The organism is Pantoea sp. alder81 (assembly GCF_020179835.1).
Lineage (GTDB): Bacteria > Pseudomonadota > Gammaproteobacteria > Enterobacterales > Enterobacteriaceae > Pantoea.
On the sequence record NZ_JAIUDA010000009.1, the window covers coordinates 151,273 to 166,160 of the forward strand.

At 56.9% G+C, this 14,888-nt stretch carries 12 protein-coding genes; 5 read left to right on the forward strand and 7 right to left on the reverse strand.

Features of this window, described 5'->3' with window-relative positions:
* Positions 1-16: 16 nt before the first annotated feature.
* Together phoR and phoB are read right to left on the reverse strand one after the other, a co-directional pair.
* Entirely contained in the window at positions 17-1,327 is a 1,311-nt protein-coding gene (phoR, locus tag LBW88_RS21570) for a phosphate regulon sensor histidine kinase PhoR (protein ID WP_224934166.1), read from the reverse strand.
* Between the two features lie 15 nt (positions 1,328-1,342).
* Entirely contained in the window at positions 1,343-2,032 is a 690-nt protein-coding gene (gene phoB, locus LBW88_RS21575) for a phosphate response regulator transcription factor PhoB (RefSeq protein WP_034830536.1), read from the reverse strand.
* A gap of 197 nt (positions 2,033-2,229) precedes the next feature.
* Between phoB and sbcD the strand changes: the two genes are divergently transcribed.
* From sbcD to LBW88_RS21590, 3 genes are all read left to right on the forward strand, one after another.
* Positions 2,230-3,441 (forward strand): exonuclease subunit SbcD, encoded by a 1,212-nt coding sequence (gene sbcD / locus LBW88_RS21580; RefSeq protein WP_224934167.1) that lies wholly within the window; start codon positions 2,230-2,232, stop codon positions 3,439-3,441.
* A complete protein-coding gene (locus LBW88_RS21585) occupies positions 3,438-7,115 on the forward strand; it encodes an SbcC/MukB-like Walker B domain-containing protein (protein ID WP_224934168.1) in 3,678 nt (1,225 codons plus the stop codon). Before sbcD ends, LBW88_RS21585 begins: the two co-directional genes overlap by 4 nt.
* 192 nt (positions 7,116-7,307) lie before the next feature.
* Entirely contained in the window at positions 7,308-7,727 is a 420-nt protein-coding gene (locus LBW88_RS21590; RefSeq protein ID WP_224934169.1) for a cell envelope integrity TolA C-terminal domain-containing protein, read from the forward strand.
* Here the strand turns inward: LBW88_RS21590 and LBW88_RS21595 are convergent.
* Entirely contained in the window at positions 7,687-8,748 is a 1,062-nt protein-coding gene (locus tag LBW88_RS21595; RefSeq protein WP_224934170.1) for an AraC family transcriptional regulator, read from the reverse strand. The genes LBW88_RS21590 and LBW88_RS21595 overlap by 41 nt on opposite strands.
* Positions 8,749-9,041: 293 nt before the next feature.
* A complete protein-coding gene (locus tag LBW88_RS21600) occupies positions 9,042-10,046 on the reverse strand; it encodes a phosphotransferase enzyme family protein (protein WP_224934171.1) in 1,005 nt (334 codons plus the stop codon).
* 270 nt (positions 10,047-10,316) lie between these two features.
* Here LBW88_RS21600 and eat point away from each other — a divergent pair, with 270 nt between their 5' ends.
* Complete coding sequence (eat, locus tag LBW88_RS21605; RefSeq protein ID WP_224934172.1) at positions 10,317-11,681, forward strand: ethanolamine permease; 1,365 nt, start codon at positions 10,317-10,319, stop codon at positions 11,679-11,681.
* A 64-nt stretch (positions 11,682-11,745) separates the two neighbouring features.
* Here eat and mak read toward each other — a convergent pair whose 3' ends face one another.
* Positions 11,746-12,657, reverse strand: coding sequence for a fructokinase (mak, locus tag LBW88_RS21610; RefSeq protein WP_224934173.1), 912 nt, complete (start codon positions 12,655-12,657; stop codon positions 11,746-11,748).
* A gap of 145 nt (positions 12,658-12,802) precedes the next feature.
* On the opposite strand from mak, the gene rdgC reads away from it, so the two are divergent.
* The gene (gene rdgC, locus LBW88_RS21615) at positions 12,803-13,714 is read left to right on the forward strand and encodes a recombination-associated protein RdgC (RefSeq protein WP_224934174.1); all 912 of its coding nucleotides are present in this window, start codon (positions 12,803-12,805) and stop codon (positions 13,712-13,714) included.
* A 106-nt stretch (positions 13,715-13,820) separates the two neighbouring features.
* On the opposite strand, the gene ppnP is transcribed toward rdgC, so the two are convergent.
* Both ppnP and LBW88_RS21625 read right to left on the reverse strand, forming a co-directional pair.
* The gene (gene ppnP, locus LBW88_RS21620) at positions 13,821-14,105 is read right to left on the reverse strand and encodes a pyrimidine/purine nucleoside phosphorylase (protein ID WP_224934175.1); all 285 of its coding nucleotides are present in this window, start codon (positions 14,103-14,105) and stop codon (positions 13,821-13,823) included.
* Positions 14,106-14,209: 104 nt separating this feature from the next.
* The gene (locus LBW88_RS21625; RefSeq protein WP_224934253.1) at positions 14,210-14,887 is read right to left on the reverse strand and encodes an AroM family protein; all 678 of its coding nucleotides are present in this window, start codon (positions 14,885-14,887) and stop codon (positions 14,210-14,212) included.
* Position 14,888: the final 1 nt, after the last annotated feature.

A 14,888-nucleotide genomic window follows, 5' to 3' on the forward strand; every position in this document is an offset into this window, starting at 1 on the left:
CGCCGCTCCGTCGTGTTTAACTGACCTTGCTGTGAACGCTTTTCGCCACAATCAAGCGTGGTGGCAGCACAAAACTAAAACAGGTTTCCTGATGCGGAATACTGGTGATCTCCAGCCTCGCCGTGTGATGGCTCAATGCATGCTTAACGATCGCCAGCCCTAAGCCACTGCCGCCGGTCGCACGCGATCGGGCTTTATCGACCCGATAAAAACGCTCGGTGAGGCGCGGCAAATGCTCCTCGCTGATCCCCGGTCCGTTATCGCACACTTTGAATTCCGCCCCCTCTTTGGTGCGCAGCCAGCTGATATCGAGGCGCGTTCCCTCCGGCGTGTGATTCACCGCGTTGTACACCAGATTGGAAATGGCGCTGCGCAGCTGTTCATCATTACCGAAGACTTTGAGGTGCGGATCGGTGCGGAAATGGATGCTGTGCCGGCCCTGGCTGAGCGTTTCCGCCTCGCGCTGCAACAGTTGCAGCATGCCCGGGACATCCACCGTTTCTTTGAGATCGATAGCGGGCGCGGCTTCGATACGCGACAAGGTCAGCAGCTGTTTCACCAGGCTATCCATGCGGCGGGTTTGCTCCTGCATGGTGTGCAACGCCTTGCCGCGCGTGCGCTCGTTCATCGCCGCATCGTCCATCATTTCCAGATAGCCCTGCAACACCGTTAACGGCGTACGCAGTTCATGACTGACGTTGGCAAAGAAGTTACGCCGCGCCCCTTCCAGCTGGTGCATCTGGGTAACATCGCGCGCCACCATCAACCATTGCCCTTCGCTGTAGGGCATCACACGAAATTCCATATGATGTTGATTGTTCAGCACCAGCGTCAGCGGCTTGTCAAAATCGCGTTGGCGAATATAGCGGGAAAACTCAGGATAGCGCAGTAAATTGAGGATGTTCTGGCCATTATCTTCCGGCCAGCGTAGCCCGAGATGCTGTTGTGCCAGCCCGTTGCACCAGAAAATGGTGCCCTCTTCGGTGGTCAGTATCACTGCATCGGGCAGGGATTCCGCGCCGCTACGAAAGCGCTTAATCAGGTTCCCCAACTCACGACGACGACGACGGTTACGCAGTTGCATCTGATACAGGCCGTAGAACAGCGGTTCCCAGCTACCGCGCCCGGCGGGTGGCGTCATAGAACGATCGACCCACAGCCAGTGCGACAGACGCATCAGATTTCTAAAGTGCCAAAACATCACACCCGACACTGCAATCAGCAGTAGCCAGGGCAGATAACCGAACAACAGACCAAGCACCAGCGCGGGCAAACAGACCAGCGCCAGCTCAGTCAATAATCTCTTCCAGGAGAGTCGTTCCAGCACGGTAAAAGACTCCGTTTAGTAGCGGGCAGAGAAACGATACCCTGTTCCGCGTACGGTTTGAACCATGCGATCGTGGCCAGATACTTCCAGTGCTTTACGTAAACGACGGATATGCACATCAACGGTACGATCTTCCACGTAGACGTTGGTGCCCCAAACGTGGTTCAGCAGCTGTTCGCGGCTGTAAACACGCTCTGGGTGCGTCATAAAGAAGTGCAGCAATTTATATTCGGTAGGTCCCATTTCCAGCGGGGTACTTTCCGACATCACGCGATGCGAGGAAGGATCGAGGCTCAGACCCTGCATCTCAATCACCTCTTCCACCGCCATTGGTGAAATACGGCGCATCACCGCTTTGATACGTGCCATCAGCTCTTTCGGTGAGAAAGGTTTGGTGATGTAGTCATCCGCGCCCACTTCCAGACCGCGCACGCGATCTTCTTCTTCACCGCGCGCCGTCAGCATCATCACCGGGATGTCGCGCGTCATGGCTTCACGTTTCAAATGTTTAATAAACTGAATACCGCTGCCGCCAGGCAACATCCAATCCAGCAGAATTAAATCAGGCCAGGGTTCGATCAACTTACCAATCGCGCTGTCATAGTCTTCTGCCTCAATAGGCTGATAATCATTCTGTTCCAGCACGAAACATAACATTTCACGGATGGGAGCTTCGTCTTCCACAACCAAAATGCGCTTAGCCATTATAACTCCTGCTTTTGTGACAATAGGTCACTGGGATTTGCGGCGCCATTATGCGTCAGTTTTATGACACTTTTATGAAAAACCCGACCTATGATAAATAGTTAAAAAACAGAAATGTGACAACGATTATCGCTTTTTTTTCTTTGCGATCTGAAGAGGTTATAATTCGCCTTCGCTTAACGAAGCAGGGAGTATTCATGCGCATTATTCACACCGCGGATTGGCATCTCGGTCAATTCTTTTACAGCAAAAGCCGGGCGGCCGAGCATCAGGCCTTCCTGGAGTGGTTGCTGGACCAGATTACCCAGCATCAGGTGGATGCGCTGATCATCGCGGGAGACCTGTTTGATACCGGTTCGCCACCAAGCTATGCGCGTGAAATGTTTAACCGCTTCGTGGTCGCGCTGCAACCGACACAGTGCCAGCTGATTGTGCTGGCGGGCAACCATGATTCCGTCGCTACCCTGAATGAATCACGCGAGTTACTCGCCTGTTTAAATACGCGAGTGATCACCAGCGCCACGCCACAGGGCGAACAGCAGGTGCTGACGCTGCATCAGCGCGATGGCACGCCGGGGGCGTTGTTGTGTGCGATTCCCTATTTGCGTCCACGCGATATTTTGCGCAGCCAGGCGGGACAATCCGGGCGCGAGAAACAGATCTCACTGCTTGAAGCGATTGAGCAGCATTACCAGCAGTGTTATGCCGCAGCGCTGGCCGAACGCGCAGATCGCACACTTCCCATTATTGCCACCGGCCATCTCACCACTGTTGGCGTGACCAAAAGCGACTCGGTGCGCGATATCTATATCGGCACGCTGGATGCCTTCCCGGCGCAGGCGTTTCCCGCCGCGGATTACATTGCCCTGGGCCACATTCACCGTGCGCAGCGTATTGCTGACAGTGAACATATTCGTTACAGCGGTTCACCGATTCCGCTCAGCTTTGATGAACTGGGACGTGATAAAAGCGTGTTCCTGCTGGAGTTTGGCGCTCAGCTGAATAGCGTCACGGCGCTACCGATCCCGCTGTTCCAGCCGATGCAGATGTTAAAAGGCTCAATGGCGGAGATTGAACAACAGCTGAGTGAATTTAGCGAGGGAGACCGCGAGCAGCCCGTCTGGCTCGATATTGAAATCACCACGCAGGAATATCTCAGCGATTTGCAGCGCCGTGTTGAGCAACTGACTGAAGCATTGCCGGTGGAAGTGCTGCTGGTGCGCCGCAGCCGAGAGCAGCGCCAGCGCAGCCTGGCGCGCATGGATAACGAAACCCTGAGTGAGTTGAAAGTCGAAGAGGTGTTTGCTCGTCGCCTGGCGCAGGAAGATCAGTTAGACGCCGAGCAGGCTGAACAATTGACGCAGTTATTTCGCACTACCCTCGCCGCGCTGGAGAACCCGTCCGCATGAAAATCCTGACGTTACGTTTTAAAAACCTCAATGCGCTGCGCGGTGAATGGTTTATCGATTTCCGTCGTGAACCCTTTGCCAGCAACGGATTGTTTGCCATTACCGGCGCAACCGGCGCGGGGAAAACCACACTGCTGGATGCTATCTGCCTGGCGTTGTATCACCAGACGCCGCGCCTCGGCGTACTGTCGCAGACGCAAAACGAACTGATTACCCGTGACACCGCCGAATGTCTGGCAGAAGTCGAATTTGAGGTTAAAGGGGAAGCCTGGCGTGCCTTCTGGAGCCAGAACCGCGCGCGCGGCCAGGCCGACGGCAAATTGCAGGCACCGCGCGTCGAACTGGCGCGGGTGGCGGATAACCAGATTGTGGCTGATAAGGTCAGCGACAAACTCAAGCTCATCGAAACGCTCTCCGGCCTCGATTTTGACCGTTTCACCCGCTCGATGATGCTGTCGCAAGGCCAGTTTGCCGCCTTCCTCAACGCCAAACCGGGCGATCGCGCCGAACTGCTGGAAGAACTGACCGGCACAGAGATATATGGCCAAATCTCGATGCAGATTTACGAGCGCTGGCGCACCGCACGCAGCGATCTGGAGACCTTGCGCGCGCGGGCGGGCGGCATGCTGTTGCTGGATGAAGTGCGTCGCACAGAACTGATGCAGCAGGTTGAAGCATTGACGGCGCAAGAAAAAACGCTGAGCGATCAGCTTGAGCAAGCGCAACAGCAACAACAGTGGCTGACGCACTCGCAGCAGCTGGCGCAGGAGCAGCAGCAAGCCGAACAGGCGAACCAGGATGCCGAACAGGCATGGCAGCAGGCGGAAAGCGATCGTCAGCGCCTGGCACGCGCGGAGCCGGCTGAAAAGCTGCGAGAAAAACTCCAGCAGCGCGAGCAGTTACAACAAGATCAACAGCTCGCAACCCGGCAGGCGCAGCAGTTGCACACTCAGCAGCAAGATGCGCAAACCGCGCTGCTGCAGGGTGAAAAAAGTTATCAGACGGCACAGCAGGCGCGTGAGCAGGCACTCGCCGATCAGCAGCAGCTGGAAACCTTGCTCACCGAACAGGTGATTCCGATCGACCAACAGCTCGCCAGCCGCGCGCAGCAGTTGGCGGAACAGCAGCGTCTCCATGCGCAACAGTCACAGACATTGCAGCAAAGCCAGTACGCACTCAGCCAGCATCAGCTAACCCGTGAGCGCTTACAACAGCAGCTGGCAGAGCAGGAGACGTTTCGCAGCCGTGAAGCGGCGGTGGCGCACTGGGGGCCGGAACTGACGCGTTGGCAGGCGGATATTGCTCGTTTCGATGAACGCGAACAGGCGCTGACGCAACTTCGTGCGCAACAGCAGCAGCAAAACGCGCAGCTGACACAACAGCAGCAGGCGATTGCCGAGGGTGATCGCGCGTTGCAACCTCTGCAGCAGGCTGAGGCGCAGGCCAGCCAGCAACGTCAGCAAGCGGAGCAGGCACTCACTTCACTTGAAACCGAAATCAGCAGCACCTCACTGCGTGCAGCATTGGCACAGCATCAACATCAGCGAGCGGCACGCCATCAGCTCAGCTTACTGGCGGCGCGCTGGCAGTCGTTGCAGCCTCAGCTGCAACAGCGGCAACAAAAACTGACGCTGTTGCAGCAACAGCATCAGCAAGACGAACGCGCTTTGCAGGCGCTGCGCGACGATTACAAACGTGAGAACCAGACGCTGCTCGATCTCCGCAAAATCTGCGAGCTGGAGCGTACCATTGCACAGCTGGCTGATGAACGCGCCCGGCTGCAGCCCGATCAGCCCTGCCCGCTTTGCGGTTCGTGCCAGCATCCGGCTGTTGCGCAGTATCAGCAATTACAACCGGGTGAAAACCAGCAGCGGCTGGCGGCACAGGAAGTGCTGGTTAACAAGCTCAAAGAATCAGGCACGGCGAAAAGTGAACAGCAAAAGCTCTCGCTGCAACAGCAGCAGGTGCTGCAACAGGAGATCGCCGAATTCGAGCAGCAACTCGCAGTGGCACGCGAGCAGTGGCAAGGTTTCAGCGGTGAGCTGGCACTTACCTGCACGCTAGATCAGCAGGAAGCCTTTACGGCGTGGCAGCAGCTGCAAGATGCGCAGGAAGCCACACAGCAGCAGCAACTCCAGCAACGCGAAAAGGCGGCGCAAGCGCTACAACAGGCCAAAGATTCGCATCTGTTACAGCAACAGCAGTGGCAACAGCAGCAAAGCGCACAACTACTGGCGCAACAGCAGCTGAATAACCTGCAGCAAACGCTTGATGAACTGAATCAGCGGGAAACTCAGGAGCACAGCGCCTGGCAGCAGTTAGCGCTGCAGTTGGAACAGCAGTTGGCGGCACATCGGTTTACGCTGCCCGATCGCGATGCCCGTGCCAGTTGGCTGGCTACGTTGCAGCAGCGCTGGCAAACCTGGCAACAGAGTGAGCGCATGCTGGCCGAGCTCCAGCCGCAGCTGGTTAAAGCCGACAGCGAGCAGAACAACCTGCAAGGTAACCTGACGCGCGAGCAGCAGCAGCTGGAGACATTGCAGCACGCGCTCAGCAGCCTGCAACAGCAGCACGCAGAACAGCAGCAGCAGCGTCAGCAACTGTTTGGCGATCGCCAGGTGAGCATCGCACGCCAGCAGCAGCAGGCCTTGCTGCAACAGTGCGAACAGGCGCTGGCGCAGCAGTTACAACTGTGGCAGCAGGCACAAAGTCAGCTGCACAGCCTGAATGGTCAGTGTGAGCAGATTGATAGCCAACTTCAGGCCATACATCTGCGTATGCAGGCGGCGGAAACGGCGTTTAACAGCGCACTCCAGCAGAGCGATTTCGCCGATGAGCAGGCATTGCGCAGCGCGTTACTGGACGAACAGGACATTCAGCATCTGCGCCAGCACCTGCAAGCCCTGGAGCAACAGCGTCAGCAGCAGATTACCCTGCGCCAACAGCTGGCACAGCGCGTCACTGCCCATCAGCAACAGCGCCCTGCTGCCCTGAGTGACAAAGTGGCGGCGGTTATCGCTGAACAGCTGGAATCTCTGCGTCTGGCCCTGCGCGACAATGCCCGCCAGCAGGGTGAAGCACAGCAGCAGTTGCACAGCGACGCCCAGCAGCGCCAGCAGCAGCAAGCGTTACTGACGCAAATTGCCCATGACGAGGTGGAGCTGACACAACTGGGTCGCCTCAATGATTTAATCGGTTCAGCCAAAGGCGATAAATTCCGCCGCTTCGCTCAGGGATTAACGCTCGATCATCTGGTATGGCTGGCGAACCGTCAGTTGGATCGCTTACACGGACGCTACCTGTTGCAGCGCCGCGTAACGGATGAGCTGGAGCTGGAAGTGGTCGATACCTGGCAAGCCGATGCCACGCGCGATACTCGCACGCTCTCCGGCGGCGAGAGTTTCCTCGTGAGCCTCGCGCTGGCGCTGGCGCTGTCAGATCTGGTCAGCCACAAAACGCGCATTGAATCGCTGTTCCTTGATGAAGGTTTCGGCACGCTGGACGCCGAAACGCTCGACACCGCGCTGGATGCCCTCGACGCATTAAACGCCAGCGGTAAAACCATCGGCGTGATCAGTCACGTTGAAGCGATGAAAGAGCGCATCCCGGTGCAGATCAGGGTGCGTAAGATGAATGGATTGGGCTACAGCAAGCTGGAGCTGCCGGGGGAATAATCTTTCGCCTTGCCATAAATTGGGCCTGCTTTGGCAGGGTGCGGCTTTCCGGCCGCCCCTGCCTATTCGGCTGTGTCACGTGCGAACTGTTCTGCGAAAAAGTCTGGATCTAATCAGAGTCAGAGAAATGCCATAGCAATCCCCTTACTGCTCAGTACACTGGCCCCATGTTTTGCAAATCCGGGCATACAGATGAACTTATTTCACCGCGTTGCTGGCACGTTGTTGTTGAGCACCCTGCTCAGCGCCTGCCAGCATGCCCCATCGCATCCCACGGAAAGTATGACCAATTTGTGTCAGCCTCAGAGTGAACCTGGCAGCGCATCCTGCAAGTGGGCTGATGAGATGCAGCACCAGCTCAACCGGCAGTTTACCGACGCGGCACATTACGCCGGACAGCAATGTATGGTGCGGCTGGAGTGGCAAAACAGCGGACGTTATGCGGTCACGCAGACGCAAGGTGATGAAACGCTGTGCCTGCGCGCCTGGCAGTTGATAGGTCAGTCGAAAGGTTTACCGCCGCCGCCAGACCGCACCCAACCCGCGTGGTTCGGCTTCGCGCCGCATCAGGCTAACTCGCCAGCCCATCCTGGCGCCACTGGCGCGGGCTGATGCCAAACCAGCGCCGGAAAGCGCGTGAAAACGCACTGACTTCGGAATAGCCCAGCAGCAGCGCCATCTCCGAGATCGGCAACTGCTTCTGTTGCAGGTAGTGCGTGGCCATTTCGCAACGCACTTTATCCACCAGCGCGGTGAAGCTGATGCCCTCTTCGCGCAGCCGCCGTTGCAGCGACCAGCTCGACAGCCCCATTTTATCCGCGATCTCTTCCAGCACCGGTTCGCCCTGCATCAACGATAAGTTGACCTGCGAACGCGCCTGCTCCACCACGCTTTGCAGTGAAGCGCTGCTGTTCAGACGGCGAATGGCATCCTGCATGACCATCAGCAGCATAGGATCCTGCTCCGGCATGGCGCGCAGCAGATCGCGTTTTGGGATCAGCAGTGAGTTGAACGGTTGATCGAACCACACCGGCGCATCAAACACTTTGCAGTGCTCGTGCCACTGTTCCGGGCGCGGATGCTCAAAGTGTACCTCACGCGGCGCCCAGTTTTTGCCTGCCACGTGACGGATCAGATTGAGGAACATGCCGAGCGTCAACTCTGCATCCTGCCGACGCGACAATATCGCCCCATGCCGCACCTGATAATCCAGTCGCCAGCAGTCGCCTTTATCGATGAGACGCGTCAGCGTATCGTGCTGATGCCAGGGAAAGGCATTCACCACGTTGTGCAGCGCCTGCTCCAGCGTCGGTGAACATAAGCCGATGTAGCCAATCAGCCCTAATGACTGCGGTTTGAACTGCTTGCCGTAATGCAAACCGAAGTTATCAAAACCAGAGTGGCGCGCCGCTTCTTCCATCACACGGCAGTAGTTCACCAGGCCGAGACTGAGCGTGGGGCTGGCCAGCAACTCGGAATCAATGCCGCTGATACCAAAAATACGATCAACATCACCGCCTTTGTCGGTGATAAAGGTGCTTAAGCCGGTGGCCGCTGCGGCCAGCACGCCACGGTTGTTGGCCTGAGCTGATAGCGAACTGTACGCTTCAGAGGGAGTCATCAGTGATTGCATCGGAACCTCACAGGGATCGCGCGAGTGAAACTAATGGAGGGATCCAGCAAGATTCGTACCATGACGCTCGGCGAGGTCGTCATCAATGACGACCCGGCAAGGATCGGGAGTATTCCCTGGCAAGCGCATTGATGCACACGCGGCCAATAGGTCCAATGGCATCCTGTTAGGCCGCGCCCGCTCTCCGTTCAGATCATAGCGGCGCAATTTGCCGCGCAACGGCGTGAATGTCATCTCACAGAGCGCAATGAATTGCGCCGCTACGACGCAGTGCTGCTCGCTACTGGTGCAACTCAAACACCGACCGGCAGCAGATTGGTTTCCAGATAGCGACGGCAAAGACGCACGGAGTGATCGGCCCAGCGCGGCCCCAGGCTCAGCGCCATCTCGGTGTCCGCGTGTGTGCCCATCCATGCGGTCATCTGGATGCGGCGTTGGATCAGCAGCGTCGGCACCAGCGCCATCTCCTGATCGCTGATATGCGCGACACGCTCGTAGCCCTGGATCCAGTTATCCACCCACTCGGCCGCACGCGAATGATGCTCGACAAAGCTGATCGCCGCCGCCAGATCGTGCAGATACCAGCCCATGCCGCAGTCATCGAAGTCGATCACCCGGGTTTCACCTTTGTGCAGTAGCAGATTAGTGAGGCGCAGATCAGCGTGGATTAAGCCATAACGATCCGTGCCTTTGCCAAAGTCTTGCAGCTCCAGCCCGACACGCGCCACGGCCTCAGCCACGATACCGTGATCGGCCGGATTCAGGTTCGGTGCATCCTGCCAGCGCCCCCAGTGGCTGCGATCGCTGACCATGGTGTGATGATCCCAGATGATGCGCTGGAAGCCAGCCGGCTTTTGCCAGCTGCGGCTGTGCTGATGCAGGCGCGCAGTGATGTGTCCGAGCTGCTGGAAGGCTTTGGGATCGACATCGGTGGTGGGCATCTCGCCCTCGATCCAGTGGAACAGTACCGCGTGCCGCACGCCGCCATCGGGCATGGCTATTGTCAGCACCGATTCGCCATCACTGGCCGGAATCGCCTGCGGCACCATAATGCCAATCTCACGCAGCGCGTCGAGCCACAGTAGCTCACTCTGGATATCGGCTTTGCTGTGATAGTCAGGTCGATGCAGGCGCAACGCATAACGCTTTCCGCCCGCCAGCAGCAGAAAGGTGGCGTTTTCCGAGCGACAAAGTAGCTTCAGCTCGCCGTGGAATGGCGCGGGGTAACAGGCCAGCGCCTGCTGTGCCAATAGCGCCATTGCAGCATCGGTCAGGGAATCGGATTGTTTCGCGCTCATTCATCTCTCTCCAGCATCAATCTTTAGGGAAGCAAGTGTTATCAGCATGGGATGACGGCGTCCTGACTGCTTGACCGCAGATAACCCAAAGTTGACCGCAGCGTACATCTGGCACTTTTCTTGCCTCAGAGTTGACCGTGGAGGACAAAACTCACTGCGCCCGCGTCAAGTTTTCCCGCAGCGGGCGGCGGCATTATCACTTCACTGTAGTGCATAGAACAAAACAGCGCGGTGCAGCCGCCGCATAACAATCACGACGGGGAGACGATTATGACGAGTAAGCTCAAACCCACGCTGGGCACTCTGCATTTGTGGGGTATCGCGGTTGGACTGGTAATTTCCGGGGAGTATTTTGGCTGGAGTTATGGCTGGGGCGTGGCGGGCACATTGGGTTTCCTGATCACCACCGCGCTGATCGCCACCATGTATACCTGCTTCATTTTTAGCTTTACCGAACTGACTACCGCCATTCCACACGCCGGTGGCCCGTTTGCTTACAGCCGCCGCGCCTTTGGTGAAACTGGCGGTTTGATTGCCGGTCTGGCGACGCTGATTGAATTTGTGTTTGCCCCGCCGGCGATTGCCATGGCGATTGGCGCCTATCTCAACGTGCAGTACCCCGATCTCAATCCGAAAACCGCCGCCGTGGGTGCCTATCTGGTGTTTATGACACTCAATATCCTCGGCGTGAAGCTGGCGGCGATGTTTGAGCTGGTGGTCACAGTGCTGGCGGTACTGGAACTACTGGTGTTTATGGGCGTGGTTTCACCGGGCTTCAGTATCGCTAACTTTGCCGCCAACGGCTGGGCGGGTAGCGATCACTTCGGCATGCCCGCCCTTTCGGGTATCTTCGCCGCCATTCCGTTTGCCATCTGGTTCTTCCTCGCCATTGAAGGCGCTGCCATGGCCGCCGAAGAGGCTAAAGATCCGAAACGCACCATTCCCAAGGCCTACATCACCGGCATTCTGACGCTGGTGGTACTGGCGATTGGCGTGATGCTGCTGGCCGGCGGCGCAGGCGACTGGCGCAAGCTGTCAGACATCAACGATCCGCTGCCGCAGGCGATGAAGATGATCGTCGGCGAACATTCAAACTGGATGCATATGCTGGTGTGGATTGGTTTGTTTGGCCTGATCGCCAGCTTCCACGGCATTATTCTTGGCTATTCACGTCAGTTCTTTGCTCTGGCGCGCGCGGGTTATCTGCCACAGGGTCTGGCAAAACTGTCACGCTTCCAGACACCGCACCGGGCGATTATTGCCGGTGGAGTAATCGGTATTGCGGCGATTTACAGCGATGGGCTGATTAACCTGCAGGGCATGACGCTGACGGCAGCGATGATCACCATGGCGGTGTTTGGTGCCATCGTGATGTACCTGATGAGTATGCTGAGCCTGTTCAAGCTTCGTCGCACGGCACCCGAGATGGAACGCAGCTTCCGCGCGCCGGGTTATCCGATTATTCCGGGCATTGCGTTGGTGCTGTCACTGGTGTGTCTGATTGCCATGCTGTGGTTCAACCCGGTGATTGGCGGCCTGTTCGTGGGGATTATGGTGGTGGGATATATCTACTTCCTGGCGACCAAAACTCAGCGTCAGAATGCACCGCAGGATGCGATGTTGATGGGTGAGTAATGGTTAAATTGCAGGGGCGCAAACCTGCGCCCCTGTCCAAAGGTCGCTATGGAAGCGACCTTTCTTACGATTTCAGCGGCCACAGCCATGCAGCGCCACGCACACCGCTGGAATCGCCGTGTACCGCTTTCAACACCGGCGTTTCACACTCGCGACCAAACACCCACTGCTTCATCAACGTTGGCAACGTCTGGTAAAGACGATCGTTATTACTCATGCCGCCGCCCAGCACGATCACATCCGGATCGAGCAAATTCACCACCTGCGCCAGCGATTTGGCCAAGCGCATTTCGTAACGGCTCATCGCCAGCTCTGCCACCGGATCCTGCTGCTCAATCAGCTTGATGATCTCTGCGCCCTTCAATGCTTTGCCGCTCAAACGTTGATAATCGATGGCAAAGCCCGTGCCCGATACAAAGGTCTCAATGCAGCCCTGCAAGCCGCAATAGCACGGCACTTCTTCGCGATGGCGCAGTTCATCTTCATCCATCCACGGCAGCGGATTATGCCCCCACTCGCCCGCATTGCCATTACCGCCAATACGCGATTCACCGCCAATTGCCACGCCAGCGCCCGAACCGGTGCCGATGATCACCGCAAACACCAGCGGCTGACCCGCGCCTGCACCGTCTACCGCCTCAGAAACCGCCAAACAATTCGCGTCATTGGCGATGCGCACGTCACGATTCAGCGCCTCGGCCAGATCCTTGTCCAGCGGCTGGCCGTTGAGCCAGGTAGAGTTGGCGTTTTTCACCCGCTGGGTGTACGGCGAAATGGTGCCAGGAATGCCAATGCCGACCGTGCCTTTTTCACCGGTTTTCTCTTCTGCCAGTAGCACTAAGTCGACAATCGCCTGCACCGTGGCGGCATAGTCATCGCGCGGGGTATTGACGCGGTGACGGAACAGCTCTTGCCCCTGATCGGAGAGCGCAATCACTTCAATCTTGGTACCGCCTAAATCAATCCCAATACGCACGATTTATTCCTCATTATTCGTTCAGGTGACAGATACAGTAGAAGGCTGAATCGGGAAAGGCAATGAAACCCATCCGATGTTTCGCTATCATGCGCGCTGACTTTGAGACTTGTGCGCCCGATCGCACCCACGGTAAGGAATCCCGATGTTGTGGTTTAAAAATATGATGGTTTATCGTCTGAATCGTGACATCCCGCTGTCCGCAGACGATCTGGAAAAACAGCTCGACGCCTTCACGTTTTCCCCGTGCGGCAGTCAGGATATGGCGAAAACCGGCTGGGTCTCACCGATGGGCAACCGCGGTGAAGCGCTGACGCATGAAATCAATGGTCAGATCGTGATTTGCGCGCGCACCGAGCAGAAAATCCTGCCTTCGCCAGTAGTGAAGCAAGCGCTGGAAGCGAAGATCGATAAGCTGGAAGCGGAACAGAGCCGCAAGCTGAAGAAGACCGAGAAAGACTCGCTGAAAGATGAAGTGCTGCACAGCCTGCTGCCACGCGCGTTTAGCCGTTTCAGCCAGACTTTTATGTGGATCGATACCGTTAACAACCTGATCATCGTCGATTGCGCCAGCGCTAAAAAAGCCGAAGACACCTTAGCGCTGCTGCGTAAAAGCATCGGTTCACTGCCGGTGGTGCCGCTGACGCTGGAAAATCCGATTGAGTTAACGCTGACCGAATGGGTGCGTTCAGGTGAACTGCCAGCCGGTTTCGCGCTGATGGATGAAGCTGAGCTGAAAGCGATTCTTGAAGACGGCGGCGTGATCCGTTGTAAGAAACAGGATCTGATTTCCGATGAGATCGCCACCCACATTGAAGCCGGTAAAGTCGTCACTAAACTGGCTCTGGACTGGCAGGAACGCATTCAGCTGGTGATTGCCGACGATGCCTCGATCAAGCGTCTGAAGTTCAGCGACACGCTGCGTGAGCAGAATGACGATATCGACCGCGAAGATTTCGCCATGCGCTTTGATGCCGATTTCACCCTGATGACCGGCGAACTGGCCGCGTTGATCAGTAATCTGGTGGAAGCATTAGGCGGCGAAGCCCAGCGCTAAAGCCTGAGTCGATTACCCCCACACCTGGCTATGCTGAAGCCAAAAAGAAACCGGGAATGCTAAAAGCATTCCCGGTTTAATGATGACTCATGCTGAAAGTCAGCGTTTACAGGTAGCGGCACAGATAAGACGTTGGCTCAGCCACCTGCAAGTGGAATTCGCTGCTGCCGGGCACGTTAAACACGGAACCCGCTTCGTACCATTTCCACTCGGTTTCACCTGGCAGCAGCACTTTCAGTGCGCCGCTCACGACCGTCATCTCTTCCGGCTGTCCTGTACCGAAGGTGTATTCACCTTCCGCCATCACGCCAACGCTGGCACGGCCAATGGTTACGCTGTCGAAACCAATGGATTTCACTTTTCCGTCGAAATACTCACTTACGTTGAGCATGTTACTTCCTCACAGCACATTATGGTGTCTGGCAGATTACAAGGGAACTCGCTGATCTGTCACGCGAAAAAGCAGCTTAGAACACGAGTTGTGATCGGCCTCAGTCAGAGGATCAATTCTGCTGCTAACTTCGCCACCAGCACATTGGATAACAGCACCGGAATACCCAGCATTTTTTGCAGGAAATCCCGGTGCTTCTGATGGTAGCCAATACAGTCGAGCACCACCACATCCGCGCCCTGCTCTTGCAGCGACAGGCCCGCCTCGATCAAATCATTTTGCTGCGCCAGATAAGGGCTGGCGACGGCAAAGCATGGCGCGGTGTTGAGATTGCGCCACTTATTGGCCTGCTCGGCGATTTGCTCTTCTACCGGCACGACAATGCCCACTTTATGCTGCTGCACAATGGCTTTAACCAGCGGGGGGATAATACGATCCGGCTCCAGCAGCAAGGCTTTTTGCGTCTTCAGCGTGCCAAACTCACCGGTGCACAACAGCAAAATCGTGTCGTATCCCTGCTCTTCCAGCGCATTAATTTTACGCTGCAGCCCCTGCTCAACTTTTGGCCCCGACAGGCGCACCTGCTCGCCAGTGATCATCCGCGAAACCAGCACTTTCTCACCCGCTTCCGGTGCATAAAACTGCTCCACCTCGGCGAGTGTCAGGCCATCAAGTAACCCTGCATGGGCGACCAGCTCTTCCGGTAGATGATCCTGCAGCAGCGGCAAAATGTCGCTACGCGGGGATTGACCAATCGTTAAGGTAACCAGGGACTGTTTCATC

Bases quoted from the DNA above. Each gene is read 5' to 3' on its own strand.
- phoB (WP_034830536.1), bottom strand. From the start codon at position 2,032: ATGGCTAAGCGCATTTTGGTTGTGGAAGACGAAGCTCCCATCCGTGAA.
- sbcD (WP_224934167.1), top strand. From the start codon at position 2,230: ATGCGCATTATTCACACCGCGGATTGGCATCTCGGTCAATTCTTTTAC.
- LBW88_RS21585 (WP_224934168.1), top strand. From the start codon at position 3,438: ATGAAAATCCTGACGTTACGTTTTAAAAACCTCAATGCGCTGCGCGGT.
- LBW88_RS21590 (WP_224934169.1), top strand. From the start codon at position 7,308: ATGAACTTATTTCACCGCGTTGCTGGCACGTTGTTGTTGAGCACCCTG.
- LBW88_RS21595 (WP_224934170.1), bottom strand. From the start codon at position 8,748: ATGCAATCACTGATGACTCCCTCTGAAGCGTACAGTTCGCTATCAGCT.
- LBW88_RS21600 (WP_224934171.1), bottom strand. From the start codon at position 10,046: ATGAGCGCGAAACAATCCGATTCCCTGACCGATGCTGCAATGGCGCTA.
- eat (WP_224934172.1), top strand. From the start codon at position 10,317: ATGACGAGTAAGCTCAAACCCACGCTGGGCACTCTGCATTTGTGGGGT.
- rdgC (WP_224934174.1), top strand. From the start codon at position 12,803: ATGTTGTGGTTTAAAAATATGATGGTTTATCGTCTGAATCGTGACATC.
- ppnP (WP_224934175.1), bottom strand. From the start codon at position 14,105: ATGCTCAACGTAAGTGAGTATTTCGACGGAAAAGTGAAATCCATTGGT.
- LBW88_RS21625 (WP_224934253.1), bottom strand. From the start codon at position 14,887: ATGAAACAGTCCCTGGTTACCTTAACGATTGGTCAATCCCCGCGTAGC.